The organism is Roseateles albus, assembly GCF_028595345.1.
Lineage (GTDB): Bacteria > Pseudomonadota > Gammaproteobacteria > Burkholderiales > Burkholderiaceae_C > Paucibacter_A > Paucibacter_A albus.
The window spans coordinates 241,171-261,416 of sequence record NZ_JAQQXT010000005.1 but is presented as its reverse complement, the minus strand read 5'-3'; the positions used below and the strand labels follow the sequence as shown (position 1 = coordinate 261,416).

At 62.0% G+C, this 20,246-nt stretch carries 25 protein-coding genes; 4 read left to right on the top strand and 21 right to left on the bottom strand.

Features of this window, described 5'->3' with window-relative positions:
• Positions 1 to 5: 5 nt before the first annotated feature.
• Positions 6 to 1,208, top strand: a complete 1,203-nt coding sequence (locus tag PRZ03_RS10565; protein WP_273600265.1) for a trypsin-like peptidase domain-containing protein — start codon at positions 6 to 8, stop codon at positions 1,206 to 1,208.
• A 10-nt stretch (positions 1,209 to 1,218) separates the two neighbouring features.
• Here the strand turns inward: PRZ03_RS10565 and tatC are convergent, their stop codons facing one another.
• From tatC to argB, 13 genes are all read right to left on the bottom strand, one after another.
• A complete protein-coding gene (gene tatC, locus PRZ03_RS10560; protein WP_273600264.1) occupies positions 1,219 to 1,995 on the bottom strand; it encodes a twin-arginine translocase subunit TatC in 777 nt (258 codons plus the stop codon).
• Between the two features lie 29 nt (positions 1,996 to 2,024).
• A complete protein-coding gene (tatB, locus tag PRZ03_RS10555) occupies positions 2,025 to 2,537 on the bottom strand; it encodes a Sec-independent protein translocase protein TatB (RefSeq protein WP_263534530.1) in 513 nt (170 codons plus the stop codon).
• Positions 2,538 to 2,559: 22 nt separating this feature from the next.
• Positions 2,560 to 2,802, bottom strand: a complete 243-nt coding sequence (gene tatA / locus PRZ03_RS10550) for a Sec-independent protein translocase subunit TatA (RefSeq protein WP_263534531.1) — start codon at positions 2,800 to 2,802, stop codon at positions 2,560 to 2,562.
• A gap of 106 nt (positions 2,803 to 2,908) precedes the next feature.
• Positions 2,909 to 3,256: a histidine triad nucleotide-binding protein gene (locus PRZ03_RS10545; protein WP_263534532.1), complete on the bottom strand. Its 348-nt coding sequence runs from the start codon at positions 3,254 to 3,256 to the stop codon at positions 2,909 to 2,911.
• Between the two features lie 44 nt (positions 3,257 to 3,300).
• Positions 3,301 to 3,702, bottom strand: coding sequence for a DUF4870 family protein (locus PRZ03_RS10540; protein WP_273600263.1), 402 nt, complete (start codon positions 3,700 to 3,702; stop codon positions 3,301 to 3,303).
• Entirely contained in the window at positions 3,695 to 4,069 is a 375-nt protein-coding gene (locus PRZ03_RS10535; RefSeq protein ID WP_273600262.1) for a phosphoribosyl-ATP diphosphatase, read from the bottom strand. The genes PRZ03_RS10540 and PRZ03_RS10535 overlap by 8 nt, the downstream gene beginning before the upstream one ends.
• The gene (hisI, locus tag PRZ03_RS10530; protein WP_273600332.1) at positions 4,066 to 4,476 is read right to left on the bottom strand and encodes a phosphoribosyl-AMP cyclohydrolase; all 411 of its coding nucleotides are present in this window, start codon (positions 4,474 to 4,476) and stop codon (positions 4,066 to 4,068) included. The genes PRZ03_RS10535 and hisI overlap by 4 nt, the downstream gene beginning before the upstream one ends.
• Before the next feature lie 13 nt (positions 4,477 to 4,489).
• Positions 4,490 to 4,945, bottom strand: a complete 456-nt coding sequence (locus tag PRZ03_RS10525) for an NUDIX domain-containing protein (RefSeq protein WP_273600261.1) — start codon at positions 4,943 to 4,945, stop codon at positions 4,490 to 4,492.
• Complete coding sequence (locus tag PRZ03_RS10520) at positions 4,938 to 5,831, bottom strand: ATP-binding protein (RefSeq protein ID WP_273600260.1); 894 nt, start codon at positions 5,829 to 5,831, stop codon at positions 4,938 to 4,940. The genes PRZ03_RS10525 and PRZ03_RS10520 overlap by 8 nt, the downstream gene beginning before the upstream one ends.
• Before the next feature lie 58 nt (positions 5,832 to 5,889).
• On the bottom strand, positions 5,890 to 6,552 hold the full coding sequence (gene slmA, locus PRZ03_RS10515) for a nucleoid occlusion factor SlmA (protein ID WP_409993953.1): 663 nt from the start codon (positions 6,550 to 6,552) through the stop codon (positions 5,890 to 5,892).
• A 95-nt stretch (positions 6,553 to 6,647) separates the two neighbouring features.
• Positions 6,648 to 7,322 carry a response regulator gene (locus PRZ03_RS10510; protein ID WP_273600258.1) on the bottom strand — a complete coding sequence of 225 codons (675 nt, stop codon included), beginning with the start codon at positions 7,320 to 7,322 and terminating at the stop codon, positions 6,648 to 6,650.
• Positions 7,323 to 7,410: 88 nt separating this feature from the next.
• Entirely contained in the window at positions 7,411 to 8,118 is a 708-nt protein-coding gene (locus tag PRZ03_RS10505; RefSeq protein WP_273600257.1) for a pyrimidine 5'-nucleotidase, read from the bottom strand.
• A gap of 72 nt (positions 8,119 to 8,190) precedes the next feature.
• Entirely contained in the window at positions 8,191 to 9,108 is a 918-nt protein-coding gene (gene argB, locus PRZ03_RS10500) for an acetylglutamate kinase (protein WP_263534540.1), read from the bottom strand.
• A gap of 142 nt (positions 9,109 to 9,250) precedes the next feature.
• Here argB and dtd point away from each other — a divergent pair, with 142 nt between their 5' ends.
• The gene (gene dtd / locus PRZ03_RS10495) at positions 9,251 to 9,691 is read left to right on the top strand and encodes a D-aminoacyl-tRNA deacylase (RefSeq protein WP_273600256.1); all 441 of its coding nucleotides are present in this window, start codon (positions 9,251 to 9,253) and stop codon (positions 9,689 to 9,691) included.
• Here the strand turns inward: dtd and htpX are convergent.
• Positions 9,688 to 10,569: a protease HtpX gene (htpX, locus tag PRZ03_RS10490; RefSeq protein WP_273600255.1), complete on the bottom strand. Its 882-nt coding sequence runs from the start codon at positions 10,567 to 10,569 to the stop codon at positions 9,688 to 9,690. The genes dtd and htpX overlap by 4 nt on opposite strands.
• A gap of 198 nt (positions 10,570 to 10,767) precedes the next feature.
• The gene (locus PRZ03_RS10485) at positions 10,768 to 11,172 is read right to left on the bottom strand and encodes a MerR family transcriptional regulator (protein WP_263534543.1); all 405 of its coding nucleotides are present in this window, start codon (positions 11,170 to 11,172) and stop codon (positions 10,768 to 10,770) included.
• Positions 11,173 to 11,245: 73 nt separating this feature from the next.
• On the opposite strand from PRZ03_RS10485, the gene PRZ03_RS10480 reads away from it, so the two are divergent.
• Both PRZ03_RS10480 and PRZ03_RS10475 read left to right on the top strand, forming a co-directional pair.
• On the top strand, positions 11,246 to 11,713 hold the full coding sequence (locus PRZ03_RS10480) for a (2Fe-2S)-binding protein (protein ID WP_273600254.1): 468 nt from the start codon (positions 11,246 to 11,248) through the stop codon (positions 11,711 to 11,713).
• Positions 11,710 to 13,959 (top strand): xanthine dehydrogenase family protein molybdopterin-binding subunit, encoded by a 2,250-nt coding sequence (locus PRZ03_RS10475; protein WP_273600253.1) that lies wholly within the window; start codon positions 11,710 to 11,712, stop codon positions 13,957 to 13,959. The genes PRZ03_RS10480 and PRZ03_RS10475 overlap by 4 nt, the downstream gene beginning before the upstream one ends.
• Before the next feature lie 16 nt (positions 13,960 to 13,975).
• Here the strand turns inward: PRZ03_RS10475 and PRZ03_RS10470 are convergent, their stop codons facing one another.
• The 6 genes from PRZ03_RS10470 to PRZ03_RS10445 all read right to left on the bottom strand — a co-directional run bounded on the left by PRZ03_RS10470 (position 13,976) and on the right by PRZ03_RS10445 (position 20,225).
• Positions 13,976 to 15,124: a YybH family protein gene (locus tag PRZ03_RS10470; protein ID WP_273600252.1), complete on the bottom strand. Its 1,149-nt coding sequence runs from the start codon at positions 15,122 to 15,124 to the stop codon at positions 13,976 to 13,978.
• Positions 15,125 to 15,339: 215 nt separating this feature from the next.
• A complete protein-coding gene (locus PRZ03_RS10465; RefSeq protein WP_273600251.1) occupies positions 15,340 to 16,614 on the bottom strand; it encodes a phenylacetate--CoA ligase family protein in 1,275 nt (424 codons plus the stop codon).
• Positions 16,611 to 16,910: a hypothetical protein gene (locus tag PRZ03_RS10460; protein WP_263534548.1), complete on the bottom strand. Its 300-nt coding sequence runs from the start codon at positions 16,908 to 16,910 to the stop codon at positions 16,611 to 16,613. The genes PRZ03_RS10465 and PRZ03_RS10460 overlap by 4 nt, the downstream gene beginning before the upstream one ends.
• Before the next feature lie 39 nt (positions 16,911 to 16,949).
• Complete coding sequence (locus tag PRZ03_RS10455; protein WP_263534549.1) at positions 16,950 to 17,762, bottom strand: ABC transporter ATP-binding protein; 813 nt, start codon at positions 17,760 to 17,762, stop codon at positions 16,950 to 16,952.
• Between the two features lie 19 nt (positions 17,763 to 17,781).
• A complete protein-coding gene (locus PRZ03_RS10450) occupies positions 17,782 to 19,086 on the bottom strand; it encodes an ABC transporter substrate-binding protein (protein ID WP_273600250.1) in 1,305 nt (434 codons plus the stop codon).
• Positions 19,087 to 19,160: 74 nt separating this feature from the next.
• Positions 19,161 to 20,225 carry a branched-chain amino acid ABC transporter permease gene (locus tag PRZ03_RS10445; protein ID WP_273600249.1) on the bottom strand — a complete coding sequence of 355 codons (1,065 nt, stop codon included), beginning with the start codon at positions 20,223 to 20,225 and terminating at the stop codon, positions 19,161 to 19,163.
• Between the last annotated feature and the right edge of the window lie 21 nt (positions 20,226 to 20,246).

Below are 20,246 nucleotides of genomic sequence, written 5' to 3'. Positions count from 1 at the left end.
TGAGAGTGCGTAAGCTTTGGTTGATTTTCGCTCAGACCACGACCGTGGCGATGGCCATTCTTTTTGTTCTGAGCACACTCAAGCCCGAATGGCTGCGCCCGGCCGCGAGCGCCAACTTGCCCGCCTTCAATCAAGCAGCCCTGTCCGCCGCCTACCCGCCCGCCACCGCAGCCAGCAGCGGCCAGCGCACCGGCTACAGCCTGGCCTCCCGACGCGCCGCGCCCGCAGTCGTCAGCATCACGGCCAGCAAGGCGCCGCCGCGCAATAGCGAAGCCCAAGACCCCTGGTTCAGGTTCCACTTCGGTCAACGCGGCCGAGGCAAAGAAGCGATGCGCCCGCAAACCGGCCTGGGCTCGGGCGTGATCGTATCGGCAGACGGTTATTTACTGACCAATAACCATGTGGTCGAGGGCGCGTCGGACATCGAGGTGATGTTGACCGATGGCCGCCAAGCGCGCGCCACGCTGGTCGGCACCGACCCTGAAAGCGATCTGGCGGTGCTGAAGATCGAGCTCGAGCGCCTGCCCGTCATCCACCTTGGCACGGCCGACAGCCTGCAGGTCGGCGATGTGGTGCTGGCCATTGGCAACCCCTTCAATGTCGGGCAGACGGTGACTTCGGGCATCGTCAGCGCCCTTGGGCGCAGTCAGCTGGGCATCAACACCTTCGAGAATTTCATTCAAACCGACGCGGCCATCAACCCCGGCAACTCGGGTGGCGCGCTGGTCGATGTGGACGGCAATTTGGTCGGCATCAACACCGCCATCTACTCGCGCAACGGCGGCAGCCTTGGCATCGGTTTCGCCATTCCCATCAGCTCGGCGCGCCTGGTGATGGACGCCTTGCTGCGTGACGGTCAGGTCGCTCGAGGCTGGATTGGCGTGCAAACCCGTGAGCTCACGCCCGAGTTCGCCGAGGCCTTCAAGCTGCCGCTGGTGTCAGGCGTGCTGATCAGCGGCGTGCTGGCCAATGCACCGGCCGCCAAGGCCGGCGTCAAGCCAGGCGATGTGTTGACCAAGGTGGGAAGCACCGCCGTACAGAGCCCGGCTCAATTGCTGGCGGCTGTGGCCGCGCTGCCGCCCTTGAAGCCGGCGACACTGGCGGTACAGCGCGGCGAGCGGCAGATGGAGATCGAAGTGATGATCGGGCAGCGGCCTAAGCCACCGACACAGGTTCAGCAGCTAGAGGGTCCGGGCGGCGAGCGCTAGACCCAGCGCCTCAGGCTTGCTCGTCCGGCGCCTTGGAGTATTGATTGAAATAGCCGGCCGCGAAGACGCCAAGCTCATACAAGATGCACATCGGTATCGCCAGCGCCAGCTGCGACACCACGTCGGGCGGCGTGATGATGGCGGCAATCACGAAGGCCAGGACGATGAAGTAGCCGCGAAACTCGCGCAACTTCTCGACCGTCACCAAACCCATGCGGACCAGCAAGACCACCACCACCGGCACCTCGAATGCCGCGCCGAAGGCAATGAACATCGACATCACAAAGCTCAGATAGGCCTCAATATCGGGCGCTGCGGTGATGCTTTTGGGCGCAAAGCTCTGGATGAATTTGAAAACCTGCCCGAACACGAAGAAGTAGCAAAACGCCACGCCTATGAAGAACAGCACGGTGCTGGAAAACACCAAAGGCAGCACCAAGCGCTTCTCATGCGAATAAAGACCCGGCGCCACAAAGGCCCAGACTTGGTACAGCACGATAGGCAAGGCGATCAAAAAGGCCGCCATCAAGGTGATCTTCAAAGGCACCAAAAAAGGCGAAATCACATTGGTGGCGATCAGCGTCGAGCCGGCCGGCAACTGCGCCACCAGCGGCGCGGCCAGCATGTCGTACAGGGCCGAGGGACCGGGGAAAAAGGCCAAGACGCCAAAGGCAATCGCCACGGCAATCGACGCGCGTACCAAGCGGTCGCGCAGTTCGATCAGGTGGGAGACAAAGGGTTGTTCCGTGCCGGCGAGTTCATCGTCCGGTTTGCTGTCATTGCTCATGCGATGGGGTCGTCGTTATCTGGCTTGATTCAAGGTGGGGTCGAACGACGTAGCGCGGCGCCTGCAGGGCGATAACGAGCAACCCGCGCGGCACCGGACTGCGCATGCCTGCGCACGCCGAGCTGCTGCTTGTACCACTGCGGCGTAGCTCCTCGCTTCAAGCGCCAGTTCTTCTTGGGCCGCTTGTAAGCCGTGGCGCCAAAGGAGTTACCCTCGTAAGCATGGCTGCCAAGGTCGCCTCCAATGCTGTTGTCGCCGAGATCGGACCAGGTCTGCGCGAACGCTTGATTGGCACCGTCCACCTCTTGCTGAACGGCCTGCCCCACATCGCGGGCAGCCGTTTCCATCTCGGTCTTCATTTTTTTGAGCTCTTCGAGCTCGATCGAGCGGCTCACCTCGGCCTTGACGTCAGACACATAGCGCTGTGCCTTGCCGATCAAATGCCCGACGGTACGCGCCACCCTTGGCAGGCGCTCGGGACCGATGACGATCAGAGCCACTGCGCCAATCAGCGCCAGCTTGTCAAATCCGAAGTCAATCATGCAGCGTCAGACCGGCAGTCCATCAAGACTTGGTCTTGGCCTCGACGTCAACCGTGTTGCTGTCGGCCGTCTTGTTGCTGGTGACTTGTTGCGCAGGGGCAGTCGACGTCGGGGCCGCGTCTGCGCCACCGTCCTTCATGCCATCTTTGAAGCCCTTGACGGCACCGCCCAGATCGCTGCCGATGTTCTTGAGCTTTTTGGTGCCAAACACCAACACCACAATCACCAGCACGATCAGCCAGTGCCAAATACTAAACGAACCCATTATTCAACTCCTACAGACAATCTTGGCATTCTAGTTGGGCCACATGACAAATCGCCCCAGGGTGACATATGACGATGTCACAGATCAAAGCTTGCTAAATGCTTGGTCAGCCTTTCAACCAAGGGCGCGGCCCGCCCATCACATGCATATGCAGGTGGTAGACCTCTTGGCCGCCATCGGGGCCGGTGTTGATGACGGTGCGAAAGCCATTCGTCACGCCCAGCTCCCGCATCAACTTGGGCGCCAGCACCGCCATATGGCCCAGCAATAGCTGATGCTCAGGCCCCAAATCGCTCATCATCGCGATGTGCTGCTTGGGCACGATCAGCACATGCACCGGCGCCCAAGGGTGGATGTCATGAAAGGCCAGCACCAACTCATCCTCGTACGCCTTGCGGCTGGGGATCTGGCCGGCGATGATTTTGCAGAACAGGCAATTGGGGTCGTGTGGCATGGCAGGAGACTCGTTGTGGGGGTCAAACAATCACAGTGCTCAGATCAAGTCGGCATCGCCCGGCCGCCATTCATCGCTGTCCAGCCGCGCACGATGCGATACAGAAACCAGATCGACACCAGGGCCCAAGCTATCCAGCCCGGCACGAAAAGAAGCAAAAACAAGGGGCTGGTCAACGCATAGAGCACGCCCGCCCACAGCACACTGCGTAGGCGCCAGCTGAAATGCGAGGCCTGCCAGCAGCCCTTAGCTTCATCGCGTTTGATCAAATCGATCAACACAGCCACCAGCAACAAAAAGACGCTGGCCTGCACGCCGGGCAGCACCGCCCCCACCGCCACCACCGCATGCAGCAAGTAGCTCAGCACCCCCACGGTGTGCAGGCTGCGCTCACGCGCACTGTCCAAAACGACCGCATTCTCCACCGACTCCTTGGCTTCAGTCATTCGGTTCTTCCTCTTGCGCCTTTGAGCGCTGGGCAAACTCTTGCAAGCCCGACAAACCCTCGCGACGGGCCAGTTCGGCCAGCACTTGCTCGGGCTTCAAACCAAAATGGCTCAGCGCGATGATGGAGTGAAACCACAAATCGGCCACTTCATAGAGCAGCTTTTGGGGGTCACCGTCCTTGGCCGCCATCACCGTTTCGGTCGCCTCCTCGCCGATTTTTTTCAAAATCGAATCCAAGCCCTTGTCGAACAGCTTGGCCACATAGCTGCTGGCGGGGTCGCCGCCATTGCCGGGCTTGCGTGATTCGATCACGGCGGCGATGCGGGCCAAGGTGTTGTCACTGCCGACGCGCTGAATATCATTCATTTGTAAATTTGCTCAGGGTTCTTCAGCACCGGCTCGACAGCCTGCCAGTCCGGCGCGGCGCCGCCCTGCTCCAGGCGTTGATAAAAACAGGAATGCCGTCCGGTGTGACAGGCAATGCCGGGTTGGTGGCCGTTCTGGGTGATTTTCAACAGCAGCACGTCGTTGTCGCAGTCGAGCCGCATCTCATGCACCGTCTGCGTGTGGCCGGACTCTTCGCCCTTGTGCCAGAGTTTGGCGCGCGAGCGGCTCCAATACACGGCCTCCCCGAGTTCCTGGGTGCGCGCCAGCGCGGCGCGGTTCATCCAGGCGAACATGACCACGTCCCCGCTCGCCCGCTCCTGCGCGATCACCGGCACCAGGCCGTCCGCATCCCACTTGATTTGATCCAACCAGTTCATGGGCTTCAGTGTAGTTGAGGGGTCAGCCCAGATGGGTCGCCCCTACAAAGCCCCGCTCGCCGGCAAACCAATCCAGCACCGGAATCGTGCCCGGCAAGACCGGCTGCACCTGCACCGGCAGACTTTGCCAAGCCATGGCCTGCTGCTCACGCATCTCGAACTCGCCTGTCCACTCGAACACCTTGCAAAAGTGCAGCCGTACACGCGCATGCGGGTAGTCCATCACCAGCTCTTGCCAGGGGTGGGCCGCACCGATCTCGATGCCGAGCTCCTCATGCAGCTCGCGGCGCAGCGCCTGCTCGACGGTTTCACCCGCTTCCAGCTTGCCGCCGGGAAATTCCCAGAAACCGGCATAGACCTTGCCCACCGGCCGACTGGTCAACAAGAAACGCCCTTCGCAGCCGCTGCCGTCGCGCTCGACCAGCACGCCCACCGCCACATCAACCGGCACACGGTCCTGCGCGCTTGGCTCAGCCATGATGATCCAGCCCTTCACGCCCGGCCAAATCACGGGCGAACTGGTAAGCCACCCGGCCCGAGCGTGAGCCGCGCTCCAGCGCCCAAACCAGCGCGGGCTGACGGGACGCTGCAATCGCCGGTTCGGGCACGCTGAAGTAACGCAACCATTGAGCGGCAATGGCCAGATATTCATCCTGGCTGAAGGAATAGAAGCTCAGCCACAGGCCGAAGCGCTCGGACAGCGAGATCTTCTCTTCGATCGCCTCGCCCGGATGCACCTCGCCGTCGGGCTGGTGGGTGTAGCTCAGGTTGTCCTTGATTTGCTCGGGCAAAAGGTGGCGGCGATTGCTGGTGGCGTAGATCAAGACGTTGTCGCTGGCTGCCGCCACCGACCCGTCCAACATCGACTTCAAGGCTTTGTAGCCGAGTTCGCCCTCGTCGAAGCTCAAGTCGTCACAGAAGATCACAAAGCGCTCGGGGCGCTCGGCCACCAAGTCCACCAGATCGGGCAGATCCACCAGATCGGCCTTGTCGACCTCGATCAGACGCAGGCCCCGCGGCGCGAATTCATTCAGGCAAGCCTTGATCAACGAGCTTTTGCCGGTGCCGCGAGCGCCGGTCAACAACACATTGTTGGCCAAGCGGCCGGACACAAACTGCTCGGTGTTTTGCAGCAAGCGCTGCTTTTGCGTGTCCACTTCCAAGAGCTCGCTCAGCCGGATGCTGGCCGCATGCCGCACCGGCTCCAGCACCGGCACACCGCGTCGGCGCCGGTAACGAAAGGCCGCCGCTGCCTGCCAGTCGGGTGCGGTCAACGCAGGCGGCAGCAGGGTCTCAACGCGAGCCAGCAATGACTCGGCTCGTTGCAGAAAACCCTGCAGGGAAACTTGTATTGATTCGTCCATGGTCAGCGCGCATTCAAGGGCTGGCCAGTGTAGCGGCGAGCCCCAGCGGGCCCGAGTTTCAGCTGAGCAACATGCGCAGCGCCGAGTCCAGCTGCTCGATCGGGCTGCGCTTGAAGCCACTGCGCGCATAGCGCAGCAACCGCCCGATGATGAAGCTGACCAGCACCGAGGCTTGCGCATTCGCGTCTACCGTCGGCGTGCTGGATCCCTTCGCTTCGGCCGCGTTGCGCAGCACCTGGCGCAGCGTTGACTCCACACGGTCGAAGAACTGGTTCATGCGCAGCACCAGGCGCTCGTTTTCATACACCAGGGCGTCGCCTACCATCACCCTGGTCATACCGGGGTTGCGTTCGCCAAACTGCAAGAGCATGGAGACAATTTTTTGCGCCTGCAGCAGGCCCGACCCTTCGCGCTCGCTGATCTGATTCAGGAGGGTGAAGATGCTGCTTTCGATGAATTCGATCAGGCCCTCGAACATCTGCGCCTTGCTGGCGAAGTGACGGTACAAGGCCGCTTCGCTGACCTCAAGCTTGGCCGCCAAGGCAGCGGTGGTCACGCGATCAGCGCCCGGCTGCTCCAACATGCTGGCCAGCGTCTGCAGAATCTGCACCCGGCGCTCACCCGGCCGCGGCCGCTTTCGCGGTGCCGAAGCTGTGGCAGCGGCAGTGGGCAATGCGGAGGCGACAAGATTCAGTTTTGGCTCTGGAGCTGACATGGGCATAGCGGCTTGGGGTTGTTCGCAAAAATTGTCGCGTCACGAAAGCGCTCGGCCCATGACGGCAGCCGGCGGCCGATTCTGGCACAGCCGCGTGACACTCAATCCCGCAGCCAACCCAGGCGGCGCGCTTCATAGATCGCCTCCACCTTGGAGCGCACATGCAGTTTGCGATAAACCCGTTTGACGTAAGTCATCACCGTGTGCGGAGACACCGCCATAAAGCCGGCGATCTCATCAAAAGTGAAGCCCTTGGCGGCCAGATTCAAGACCTTTGACTCCTGCTCCGACAAGGCCACTGCATCCTCGTCCAAGGACGCCGCTGGCCCAGTACCACGATCCGCATGGGCGGTGGGCGCCAAGCGTTTGAGCAAACGCCGCGCAATCAGGGGGCTGATCGGGCTGCCGCCGCAGCGCAAGCTGCGCAGTTGCTCGGGCAGATCGAGCGCCAGGCTGTCCTTGAGCAAATAGCCGCTGGCTCCGGCCTCGATACTGGCCAAGACATGCTGCTCATCGCCAAACACCGAGATCACCATCACCTCGCACTCGGGCCGCGTTTGCGCGGCATGGCGAATCAAATCGATGCCACTGCCGCCGGGCAGATCCAGATCGACCAGCAATACGTCCGGCCGGTACTGGTCAAACATTTTGCGGCCCTGCGGCAGATCATGCGCCAGCCCCAGCAAGTTGATGTCGGTCACATGCGCCAGCGAACGCGCGAAAGCCTCGCGAAAGCGGGCCTGATCTTCAACGACAAGCACGGAGAAAACACTCATGAGCGCTTCACGATTTGAGTTTGCAAACGAGTAAACAGACGCTGTACGGTACCGCAAGGTTAGGCGCAGCGCCTCGTCCATGCAGGCCTCAAACTGGGGGGATGGTCAGCAAGGCACCGAGCCGATTAATGCGCCTATCCACATAGACCGGCCTGCGGCGCAAGCCCTTGTGCGCCTCCGGGCCGAGTGGATTGTTGCGGGAGCGATGCAGCCAGCGCTGCATCCAGACCGTGCGCATGCCCACCCGACGGGCGGCCTTTTGATGTACCAGCGTGTCTTCCACCAGCACACAGCCCCCTGCGCGAAGCTGCAGCCCAGCCAGCAAGTGGCGGAATATGCGCGCATCGGGCTTGGGGCGTAACTGGCCAAACATACGCATTTGCTCGAAGGCGATCACACCCTCAAAACAATGCGAAATTCCCAGCACGGCCAATACCCGTTCGGCATAGGCCAAAGGCGCATTGGTCAACAAGAATTTGCGCCCGGGCAGACGCTTGAGCGCCGCCAGATCATGAGCATGGCCGTGCAGCAAGGCGTCCACGCCCGGCAATTGATGGGTGTGGTGCAAAAAATGTGCCGGCTGCACGCCGTGGTGCCGCACCAAACCCAGTAGCGTCGCGCCGTAACGATGCCAGTACAGCGCGCGCAGGCGGTTGGCCTCATCGCGCGGCACGCCGACATGGGTTTCGATGTAATCGGTCATCGCCAAATTCAGCGCCCGGAACACATGAGCGGACGCGTTATGCAGCGTGTTGTCGAGATCGAAGAACCAGACTTTCCTGCGGGCTTGGCCCATTCACAGTCCTCGGTACGATCTGATCATCGCAAGTCCTCCCGTCGGTCGGACGCGGAACGATGTCCCGATCCCTTAGTGGGATCGGATCATCGTTCCGTACGCTTGATCGCTCAAAATCTCCAGCAGCATCGCATGCGGCACGCGGCCGTCGATGATGTGGACGGCATTGACGCCGCTCCGGGCCGCCTCCAGTGCCGAGGCGATTTTGGGCAGCATGCCGCCCGACAGCGTGCCGTCGGCAAACAACTCGTCGATCTCACGCGCGCTCAGGTCGGTCAGCAAATTGCCGGCCTTGTCCAGCACGCCGGGCGTGTTGGTCAAGAGCACCAGCTTTTCCGCCTTGAGGATTTCGGCCAACTTGCCAGCCACCACATCGGCATTGATGTTGTAGCTCTCGTTGTGCTCGCCAAAGCCGATCGGGCTGATGACCGGGATGAACTGGTCGTCCTGCAGCGCCTTGACCACGCTCGGGTCGATGCTGACGATGTCGCCGACCTGGCCGATATCGTGTTCTTTGGCCGGGTCATCCTTGTCCAGCATCTTGAGCTTCTTGGCGCGGATCATGCCGCCGTCGCGGCCCGTTAGGCCCACGGCCTTGCCGCCGGCCACATTGATCAGGCCAACAATGTCTTGCTGCACCTGACCGGCCAAGACCCACTCCACCACTTCCATGGTTTCTTCGTCGGTGACGCGCATGCCTTGGATGAAATGGCCCTTCTTGCCCAAGCGAGTCAAGGCACCTTCGATCTGCGGGCCGCCGCCATGCACCACCACCGGATTCAGGCCGACCAGCTTCAAGAGCACCACATCCTCGGCAAAGTCCTGCTGCAGGGCCGGGTCGGTCATCGCGTTGCCGCCGTATTTGATGACGATGGTCTTGCCATGAAATTTGCGGATATAGGGCAGCGCCTGCGACAGGATCTCGGCCTTTTCGCGCGGAGCGATATGGGAGACATCGGTGCTGTGGGCCGAGCTGGCTTCGTTCTTCATGGCTGATCCAGACAAAAACAAGGGTGTGAAGTCACAAATTCTGGCGGGATTGTAGGGGGCGTCTGGCGCTGAAGCTCGGGCTTGCGGACACAATTCGAGCCGCTGCACAGGCGGCATTTCAACTGCCAAACAAGGAAGAATTTTGATCGCGATTTTGCAAAGAGTGCGCCACGCCGAGGTCGAAGTCGCCGGGCAAGCCATAGGCGCCATTGGCCCCGGCCTGCTGATGCTGGTCTGCGCCGAGCCGGGCGACAGCGACGCGCAGGCCGAGAAACTGATCAACAAGGTTTTGAAGCTGCGCATCTTCGGCGATGCAGCCGGCAAAATGAATCTGAGCCTGCAGGACGTGGGCGGAGGCCTGTTAATCGTCTCTCAATTCACGCTGGCGGCCGACTGCAGCGGCGGCAATCGGCCCAGCTTCACCGGCGCAGCCAGGCCCGAAGCGGGCCAGCGCCTATATGACCATTGCCTGAACTATGCCCGCGGCCTGCACCCGGTAGTGGCCGGCGGTGAATTCGGCGCCGATATGCAAGTGAGCCTACTGAACGACGGGCCGGTAACGATCCCGCTGCGAGTCAATTAGCCAGCGTTTGTCTGCTGGAGCCGAGCAATGCGCTGCTCCATCGGCGGGTGGCTGGAGAACAGCGCCATCAGGCCGCTGGGCCGCGCGCTGATGCCCATTGCCTGCATGGACTTGGGCATCTCGCCGGGGTCCAGCCCACCCAAGCGAGCCAAGGCATTCATCATCGGCTGCTTACGGCCCATCAATTGCGCCGCCCCGGCATCGGCCCTGAATTCGCGTTGACGCGAGAACCAGGCCACGATCATTGCCGCCACCACGCCCAACACGATGTCCATCACGATGGTAGTGATGAAGTAGCCCATGCCGGGCCCGTCGTTCTGATTGCGCAGCACGAACTTGTCGACCAAATAGCCGATCACGCGCGAGATGAAGACCACAAAGGTATTCATAACGCCTTGAATCAAGGCCATGGTGACCATATCGCCATTGGCCACATGCGCGATCTCATGGCCAAGAACCGCTTCCACCTCCTCGCGCGTCATCGACTCCAGCAGGCCGGTCGACACCGCCACCAAGGCCGAGTTCTTGAAAGCGCCGGTCGCAAATGCATTCGGCGGGCCTTCGTAAATGCCCACCTCGGGCATCTTGATGCCGGCCTTGGCAGAGAAGCGCTCCACGGTCGTCACCAACCACATATGGGTCGTGTCGCCGGAGTCGTTGATGAGTTTGACGCCGGCGGTCCACTTGGCCATCGGCTTGCTGATCAGCAGCGAGATAAAGGCGCCGCCAAAGCCCATGACTAAGGCAAAGCCCAGGAGGCTGGTGAGATTGAGTCCGTTGGCCGTGAGGAAACGGTTCAGGCCCAAGAGGTGAACGGCCAAGCCCAACACCAGCATGACGCCAAGATTGGTCAACAAAAACAGGGCAATGCGTTTCATGAACGGCCTTTTTACAAAATTTCCGGCTTATTGCCGAGGGGACTTAAACACTTTCGGTGACAAACTGAGGCTCCGACTGCCATGGCCAAGGCAAGTCCCCCCGGGCCTCCCATGTTGAGGCCTAGGGGGACTTGAATAAAGCAGCCAATCCAAGAGCTTGCTTCCTCTTTTTACGAACAAGCCTCTTGTCAGTCGTGTTCAAACAGTCTGCGCAACCAAAGGCGTGCCTGCGCCGAGTTCCAAGCAGCGGCCTTGCTGCCATTGCGCCTGCAACTGCTGCATCAGCACCTCGGTCTCTTGCCGCTGCGTCGCCAAGGTGTTCTGCATGGCATCGATTTCACTCAAACGCTCTTGCAAGCTTTGCATTACCAAATCATGCGGCATCTCGCGCCCTTGATGGCCGGCCAGGCGACGCAAAGTGTCCAGCGAAAAACCCAAGCGCTGCGCGGTCTGAATCACCAGCAAGCGCTGCAAGGTTTCTTCGTCATAACTGCGATAGCCATTGGCGCCGCGCTTGGCCGGCGGCAACAAACCGCTGGATTCATAGAACCGAATCGCCGACGTGGCCATCCCGGTGCGCTGCGCCAAATCTCCAATCTTCATTACATTTAGCCCCTGCCCGAACGTTCAAAAAATGCTTGACCTTCAAGTCGGCTTGAAGCTTAGCATGGCGACCATGAACACAAACCTCAGCATCAACGGCCAGCGCCACAGCTTGGATATTGAACCCGAGACCCCGCTGCTATGGGTGCTGCGCGACGAGTTGGGCCTGACTGGAACCAAGTTCGGCTGCGGCGTCGCCAGCTGCGGCGCCTGCACGGTCGAGGTGGACGGCGTCGCGACCCGCTCATGCGTGATGCCCATCATGGCGCTGGAAGGCAAGAGCATACGCACCATCGAGGCCGAGCCCGACCGCATCACCGCTGCCTTGCAAGCGGCCTGGATTGAACAGCAAGTGCCCCAATGCGGCTACTGCCAGAGCGGCATGATCATGGCTGCAGCCAGCTTGCTGCGAGCTAAACCCCGGCCTACAGACGCCGACATCGACACCAACATCAGCAATATCTGCCGCTGCGGCACCTACCAGCGCATTCGAGCGGGCATACATCTCGCCGCAGCTCAGCTGAACGGAGCTTCAGCATGAAGCGCCGTGGCTTTTTGATCGCCGGCGGCCTGCTGGGCGGCGGCGTTTTGTTGGGCGTGAGCCTGACGACACCGCCCTCGGCCCGCTCGCGCCTGGGCGACAAGCACAGTTTCCCCACCAGCGGCGAGCAAGTCGCGCTGAACGGCTGGGTCAAGATCATGCCGGACGGCCGCGTCATCGTCGCCTCGCCGCGCGCCGAGATGGGCCAAGGCGTGCACACCGCTTTGGCGATGCTGGTCGCCGAGGAGATGGACGCCGACTGGGCCAGCGTCAGCACCGAGCAGGCGCCTGTCGCCCAAATCTATGCCAACACCGCGCTGCTGCTCAATGTGCTGCCCTTCGCCAGCGATGATGACAACCTGCTGGCTCGCATCGCGCGCCGCTCCGTACAAAAAGTCGGTTATGCGCTGAGTCTGCAAGTCACCGGTGGCTCCTCCAGCGTCCGCGATGCCTGGGCCCCGATGCGCTTGGCCGGCGCGACGGCCAGAGCGATGCTGGTCGACGCCGCCTCGCAAGCCTGGGGCGTGGCAGCCGAGACTTGCCGCGTGCGGGCCGGCGTGGTCAGCCATCCGGCCAGCGGCCGCAGCATCGGCTTTGGCGAGTTGGCGGCTGCCACAGCAAAAATTGCACCGCGCAGCGACGTGAAGCTCAAGAACCCCAGCGAATTCCGCCTGATCGGCAAGCCCACCGCGCGCACCGACATCCCGGCCAAGGTCAATGGCAGTGCCGAGTTCGGCATCGACGTCAAACCCGGTGGCCTGCTGTTTGCCGCGATTCGCCAATGCCCGGTCTTGGGCGGCAAGGTCTTGCGCTTTGATGCGAGTGCGGCCAAGGCCGCGCGCGGCGTAGCGGACGCTTTTGTGATTCAAGACCAAGCCGTGGTCGTCGTGGCCGACCGCTATTGGCGCGCCAAGTCCGCGCTGGAGGCTCAGAACGTCGAATGGGACGAAGGCCCCAACGCCAAGCTCGACTCGGCGCAGATCAGCGCTCAGTTGCAAGCCGCATTGACCGGCAGTGACAATGGCAGCGGTTTTCGCAGCCAAGGCGATGCCGACAAGGCCTTGAGCCAAGCCTCGCGCAAATTGGAGGCGACTTACTCGGCGCCATTCTTGGCCCATGCGGCGATGGAGCCGATCAACTGCACCGCCCAGTTCAAGGACGGGCATTTGACCGTCTGGTGCGGCACCCAAGTCGCGTCGCTGGCACGTTGGCGCGCCGCCAAGATTGCCGGCCTGGACAGCGAACAGGTGACGCTGCATGTGCCGCTCTTGGGCGGCGGCTTCGGCCGCCGGCTGGAGCTCGACATGATCGAGCAGGCGGTGCTGATCGCGATCCGAACAAAGGGTCAGCCGGTCAAGCTGATCTGGTCGCGCGAAGAAGACATGCAGCACGATATGTACCGCCCAGCCGCGATGGCCAGCTTCGCCGCCGCGCTGGACGAGCAGGGCCAAGCCCTTGCCTGGCTGAATCGGGTGGCTGCGCCCTCAATCGGCCTGTCCACCACCGAGCGCCTGCTACCCGCCTTTGCCGCGGACTCGCCGGACAAAAATCAGATCGAAGGCGCGTTTGACCTGCCCTACGCAATTCCTCACTTGAGCGTGCGCCAACTGCGCGTGAAGACCCCTGTGCCGGTGGGCTCCTGGCGCAGCGTCGGCCACTCCTACAACGCCTTCTTCACCGAAGGCTTCATCGATGAGTTGGCCCATGCGGCCGGCAAGGGCCCGCTTGAATACCGCCGCGTCCTGCTGGCCGAAAAGCCCCGGCACCGCGCGGTGCTGGAGTTAGCTGCCGCCAAGGCCGGCTGGGGCCAAGCCTTGCCCGCCGGCCGAGCACTCGGCATTGCCGTGCATGAAAGCTTTGGTTCCTGGTGCGCCCAGGTCGCCGAAGTGTCCGTGCAAGACGGCCAGCCGCGCGTGCACCGGGTCGTCTGCGCGATCGACTGCGGCGTGGTCGTCAACCCCGACACGGTGGAGGCGCAGATGCAAAGTGCGATCGTCTACGGCCTGTCGGCCGCCTTGTTCGGCGAGATCACCATCAAGAACGGCCGCATCGAGCAGAGCAACTTCCCCAACTATGAAGTTATTCGGATGGCGCAGATGCCGGTGATCGAGGTCCACATCTTGCCCAGCAGCGCGCCTCCGGGCGGCGTCGGCGAGCCGGGCACCCCGCCTATCGCTCCGGCAGTCGCGAACGCCTTGTTCGCGCTGACCGGCCAACGCCTGCGCCGGCTGCCGCTGATGCTCTAAGAGGCCGTATGGCCTGTCAGTTAGAGTTCTCGCTGGTGATTTGCCAATCGCCGGCTTTGCCCTTGATCAGCGCCAAGGTCTTGTCGTTCTTCATCTTCAAGGCGTCGGCGCGGTAGTCTTGCTTGAAGCTCACGGTGGCGGTGTTGCCCTCAAGCTTGACCTGCACATCGCTGAGCACCACCGAGATTTCCTTCTTGCTGGAAATACGCGCGACCCGGTCCGCTTCCCAGGCCTTGCGGCTGGCGGCCTTGCCCTTGAAATCGGGGGCGTAGGCGGCGAAATAGGCAAACATATCGCGCTTGCTCCAGGCCGCAGCCCAGGCGTCAACCGCTGTTCGAACTGCTTGGCTGTCGCTGGCCGAGCTGTCGACCTTGGTCGTAGCGGCCGCTGCCGCCGGCTTGGCCGCTGCAGCAAGGGCTGGGGCGGGCTGGGCCGCTTTGCTTGTGTTACCTGTGTTGGCCGTGCTGGGCGTGTTGGCAGCAACCTTGGCAGGCTGGCCCGACAGGCTGGACAACACGGCCGAAGTGAGTGGATCAGCAGGCTTCGCAGATTCAGCGCTGGCTTTTGCCACCACTGCCGCAGCAGCAGGTGCAGCAGGGCTCTTGGAAGGAGCAGGAGCAGGAACAGGGGTAGGCGCCGCAGCGACGGCCGCAGGGCTAGGTGCGGGAGTCGGCTTTGCCGCTGGTGGGCTGGTACGAGCCGGCGCGCCGGGCTCGAAGACATTCTGCACTGCCGCGATTTTCAGCGGCAGTGCCAGGTCGTTCTTGTCCAGTGACAGCGATTTGGCATAGGCTTTTTCGGCCAGCCGCGCATGGATGTCGCCCAGGTTTTGGTAGGCAGTGGCGTAGTCAGGGTTGGCCCTGACCGCTTGCTCCAACGATTGCCTGGCCTTTTCATAGTCGCCCTGGTTGGCGTAGAGCACGGCCAGATTGTTGTAAGGGCCGGGCATCTCCGGGTTGCTCGCGACCAACTTCTTGAACACCTCGATCGCCTCGGGGTTGCGCCCCAGCAGGGACAGGGCGATTCCGCGCTGCAAGCGCAGGCGCGCGTCGCCAGGTTTAGCCTTGAGCAAGTCGTCCGCCTTCTTCAAACCCTCGGCAAGCTTGCCGCCGGCCAACATGGCCTGCACATCGGCCACATCATCGGCACGCGCCGAAGCCGACATGCCCAGAGCCAAAGCGCAAGCGAGGCAGATCGGCCCCAAGCTAGGCCAAGACAATGACTTTGGTGCGATCCGAGCTGTTGACATGTGCGTGGCCTTGAATAGAAAGAAAGTGCGAGAAATGGGATGACTTGGCGCGCCACCTTGACGGCGGCGAGCCGCACTATAACGAAGCCGAAAGCCTGCCGAGCGGGGCAAGTGCTGCCAGCCCGAGCAGATTAGGCATAAATGCGCGCATCCTCAATAACCCGCCCATCGTTGGGCAGGCTGCCGAGCGCCAGCAACTGCACTTCGGCACGCAGCTTGGTGACTTCGCGCACCACTGCGGCGATGCGTTCACACAGACCCTCCTCATCGGCGCCGGCCGCAGCCTCGATTCTCAAGCTCATGCGGTCTTGCGCCATCTCACCCTCGACAAGCAAGCGCGCACGCCCCAGGGCAGGAAAGCGCTGCATGATCTCGGCCACCTGGGCCGCGTGCACAAACATGCCGCGCACCTTGACCGACTGATCGGCGCGGCCCATCCAGCCTCGGATGCGGGTGTTGCTGCGCCCGGTCGGGCACAGGCCCGGCAGCACCGCAGACAAGTCCCCGGTACCAAACCGTATCAAGGGGTAGTCCGGATTCAAGCTGGTCACCACCAACTCACCCACTTCCCCGTCCGGCAAGGGCTCGCCCGTGCCCGGCCGCACGATCTCGACAATCAAGCCCTCGGCCAGCACCAAGCCCTCGCGCGCAGCGGTTTCATAGGCAATCAAGCCCAGATCGGCGCTGGCAAGGCATTGAAAAGCCGCCACCCCGCGCTCGGCAAACCAGTCGCGCAGGGGGGGCGGCAGCGCCTCGCCGCTGAGCAGCGCGGTCTTCAAGGCGCCGACGTCCAAGCCCATGGCTGCAGCCTTCTCCAGCAGGATGCGCAGAAAGCTCGGCGTGCCAGCAAAGGCTTTTGGCCGCAAATCGGCAATGGCCTGCAGTTGCAACTCGGTATTGCCAACGCCGCCAGGGAAGACGGTGCAGCCCAGCGCGTGCGCGCCGCCCTCCATCATTGAGCCGGCTGGCGTCAGGTGGTAGCTGAAGCTGTTGTGCAGCAAGTCACCGCTGCGCAAGCCGGCCGCAAACAGCGCCCGCGCGGCGCGCCAATAGTCGCTGGCCTCGCCTTCAGGCTCATAGACGCCGCCGGGCGACTGGAAGACCCGCCGGGCGCCGCGCCGCAGCCCCCAAGCAATCGTTGCATAGCCTCCAAATGGATCGCTTGCGCGCAGGCGCTGCTGCCGCGCTAACAGCTCGGCCTTGCGGGTAACGGGCAGCTGCGCCAGCGCTGCCCGGCTGTTGATGCCGCGCGCGTCAAGACCGGCAAACAGCTCAGAATATGCACCCGCCTGGGCCTGGGCATGCGCGATCTGCTGCGGCAGCGCCGCCATCAGGGCGCGCTCGCGCTCGGTCGGATCAAGGCACTCTAAGGCGTCGAAGAACGGGCCCGGCTGCACGCTGCTCATGGGGTTTCGTCCGTCCAGCGCGCCAGGCGGCGCTTGATTTCGTCTTGCAGCGCCCGCGCCTCGCTGCTGTTCTTGCAGTCACGCAAATCCCAGTCCGGGCTGCGCGCCGGGCGCTTGGCCAAGCGGGCATGCAGGATCGAGTCAGCCACGCTCAGCTCCAGCACGACTTGACCCTGCAGGCTGAACTGGTTGTTGCGCTCGCTCAGAGAGCGGCTGTCGCGCAACGCTCGCTTGAGTTGTTGCAGCGCCTCGTCCGGCTTGAAGGCCGGTGGGGCAAAAAATTGTTCGTCATTCATACAGTCCAGTCCCTACCTTGCCTGCTGCCCAGCCGCGCCTCAGGCCAACCAGCGCTTGCGGCGCTTATAGCTTTTGACATCCTTGAAACTCTTCCTATCTCCGCCGCCCATGCCCAGGTAGAACTCCTTGACGTCCTCGTTCTCGCTCAACAGCGAGGCTGCGCCGTCCATCACCACGCGGCCGTTCTCCAGGATGTAACCATAGTCGGCATAACGCAAAGCCATATGGGTATTTTGCTCGGCCAATAAAAATGTCACCCCCTCGCGCTGGTTGAGGTCTTTGACGATCTCGAACACCTCCAGGGCAATCTGCGGGGCCAGCCCCATCGAAGGCTCGTCCAGCAAGACCATCTTGGGCTTGGCCATCAAAGCGCGGCCAATTGCGCACATCTGCTGCTCGCCGCCCGAGGTGTAAGCGGCTTGGGTGGCCCGGCGGTCTCTCAGCCTTGGAAAGTAGTTGTAGACCTTCTCCAAGGTCGCCGCCACCGCCGCCTTGCCGTCGCGGCGGGTGTAGGCGCCGGTCAGCAGGTTTTCCTCGATGCTGAGGTGGGCAAAGCAGTGGCGCCCCTCCATCACCTGTATCACGCCGCGCCCGACCAAGTCGGCCGTCGAGAGCTTGTCGATGCGCTCGCCACGCAGCTCGATAGACCCCTTGGTGACGGCGCCGCGCTCGCCGGCCAGCAAGTTGGAGACGGCCCGCAGCGTCGTGGTTTTGCCGGCGCCGTTGCCCCCAAGCAAAGCGACGACCGAGCCTTCTCTGACCTGCAGCGACACGCCCTTGAGCACCAAGATCACATGGTTGTAGATGACCTCGATGCCGTTGACGTTCAGCAAGATGTCCGAATTGCTCACACTGAGTCCTCGTTCGCTATCAAGATTGGCAGTCTTCGGGTGTTCTGCGCGTGAGCTTTTTGTCCGCCGCGTATTTGTCGGCGGTCGCCCTGACCATGGGCTTGATCAGGCTGTCGTCGGCCTGATACCAGTCGGAGCTGAATTTCCATTGTTTGCCATCCCAGCTGTGCACGCGCGCCCAGCTTGAACCCATGTGATCGACACAAGAGGTCGACACCGGCCGCATCACGCCAGCCAGACCCAGCGCGTCGAGTTTTTTCTGGTCCAGGGCCAGATTTTCCAGGCCCCAACGGACTTGCTCGCCGTCCATATGCTTGCCCTTGCCGAAGCGTTCTTGCGCACGCTTGACGCCCTCGACGCCCAGCATCGCCGACAGCAGGCCACGCATATAGAGCACCTGCCCGACTTCCTCCTTAGGCCCGGTGCCCTGCCCCTTGGCGTGCAGCTCCTTCAGCACATCCTGCACAACCTTGGCGTTAGGCTCGGCGCCATGCTGGATGGTGACCGCGCTATAGCCCTTGGCGCCATCGCCGACATCCTTAACATCGGGCTCGGCGCCGGCCCACCAGACGCCATACATCTTCTCGCGCGGGTAGCCGGTCGCCTGCGCCTCCTTCAAGGCAGTCGAGTTCATCACGCCCCAGCCCCACAGCAAGCTGTAGTCGGGCTTGCTCTGGCGCACCTGCAGCCAAGTGGCTTTTTGCTCAACCCCGGGTGCGGTCACGGGCAGCAGTTGCAGCTCGAAGCCATGCATCTTGGCGCGCTCCTGCAGCAGCGGGATAGGCTCTTTGCCGTAGGGGCTGTCGTGATAGACCAGCGCGATCTTCTTGCCCTTGAGCTTGTCCCAGCCGCCTTCCTTCTTGGCGATGTGCTGAAGCAGCACATCGGCCGCCACCCAGTAGGTGCCCAAGAGCGGGAAGTTCCATTTGAAAACGCCGCCATCGGCCGACTCGCTGCGGCCATAGCCGGCGGTGATCAAGGGGATTTTGTCGCCGGGCGCTTTCTCGGTCAGCGCGAAAGTGGCGCCGGTGGAGAGCGGCTGGAACAAGGTCGCACCCTTGCCCTTCAAGCGCTCATAGCATTCGACCGAACGGTCGGTCGCGTAGCCGGTTTCGCATTCCTCAAACGTGATCTTGACGCCGTTCATGCCGCCGCGCGCATTGACCAACTTCAGATAGTCCACATAGCCGTTGGCCCAAGGCGTGCCGTTGGGCGCGTAGGCGCCGGTGCGATAGACCAGCACCGGGAAAAATTGCTCGGTGACGGCCAAGGCAGGCAGGCCAAGCAGCAAGCTGGTAACAAAGGCAATCGATTTCAGTTTCATGTTTTTCGTCTCCGTGATTACAAGGGCTGATCAATGAAAATTCAATGCGGAATCAATGAGGAATCAATGAGGAATCAATGAGGAAAGGGCCACAGGCGCAACTTCTCTTTGGCGGTGGACCACAGGCGCGCGATACCGTGTGGTTCAACAATCAGGAAGAACACAATCAATGCGCCGAAGATCATGAACTCCAGATGCGAGGCGGTCTCGGTCTGCATAGGGATGCCGAACCAATGCGGGATCTGCCCCAAGACGATGGGCAAGATGATGATGAAGGCCGCGCCAAAAAAGCTGCCCATCACCGAACCCAGGCCGCCAATGATGACCATGAATAACAACTGAAACGAGCGGTCGATCGAGAATGCCGCCGGCTCCCAGCTGCTCAGGTGGACAAAGCCCCACAAGGCGCCGGCCACGCCGACGATGAAGCTGCTGACGGCGAAGGCGCTCAGCTTGGCGTATACAGGCCGTATGCCGATCACCGCGGCGGCCACGTCCATATCGCGCATCGCCATCCATTCCCGGCCAATCGCGGACCGCACCAGGTTCTTGGTCAAGAGCGCAAAGACCAGCACAAAGCCCAGACAGAACAAATACTTTTGCACCGGCGACTCGATGCTGTAACCCAGCAATTGCAGGCCGGACACCGAGACATTGCCGGACGGCGAATCATTCGTGAACCACTTGATACGCAAAAACGCCCAGTCGCAAAAAAACTGCGCCGCCAGCGTTGCCACCGCCAGATACAGGCCTTTGATGCGCAGCGAGGGAATGCCGAACAGCACGCCGACCAAGGTGGAACACAGCCCGCCCAGGAGAAGCGAAGCAATCAAGGGCATGCCCTCGATGCGCACATGAAAGTTATAGGCCGCATAAGCCCCGACCGCCATGAAGGCGCCGGTGCCCAGCGAGATTTGCCCGCAATAGCCAACCAGGACATTCAGCCCCAAGGCCGCCAGCGACAGAATCAAAAAAGGAATCAAGATGGCGCGGAACAAATACTCGGACGCAAACAGCGGCACACCAACGAGGGCGATCAGCAAGAGCAAGGCCATAGCGATCTGGTCCTGCCGAATCGGGAAGATCTGGCCGTCGGCGCGATAGCTGGTTTTGAACTGGCCGTTTTCTCTGTAGAACATGTATTTATTTAACCTCGATGA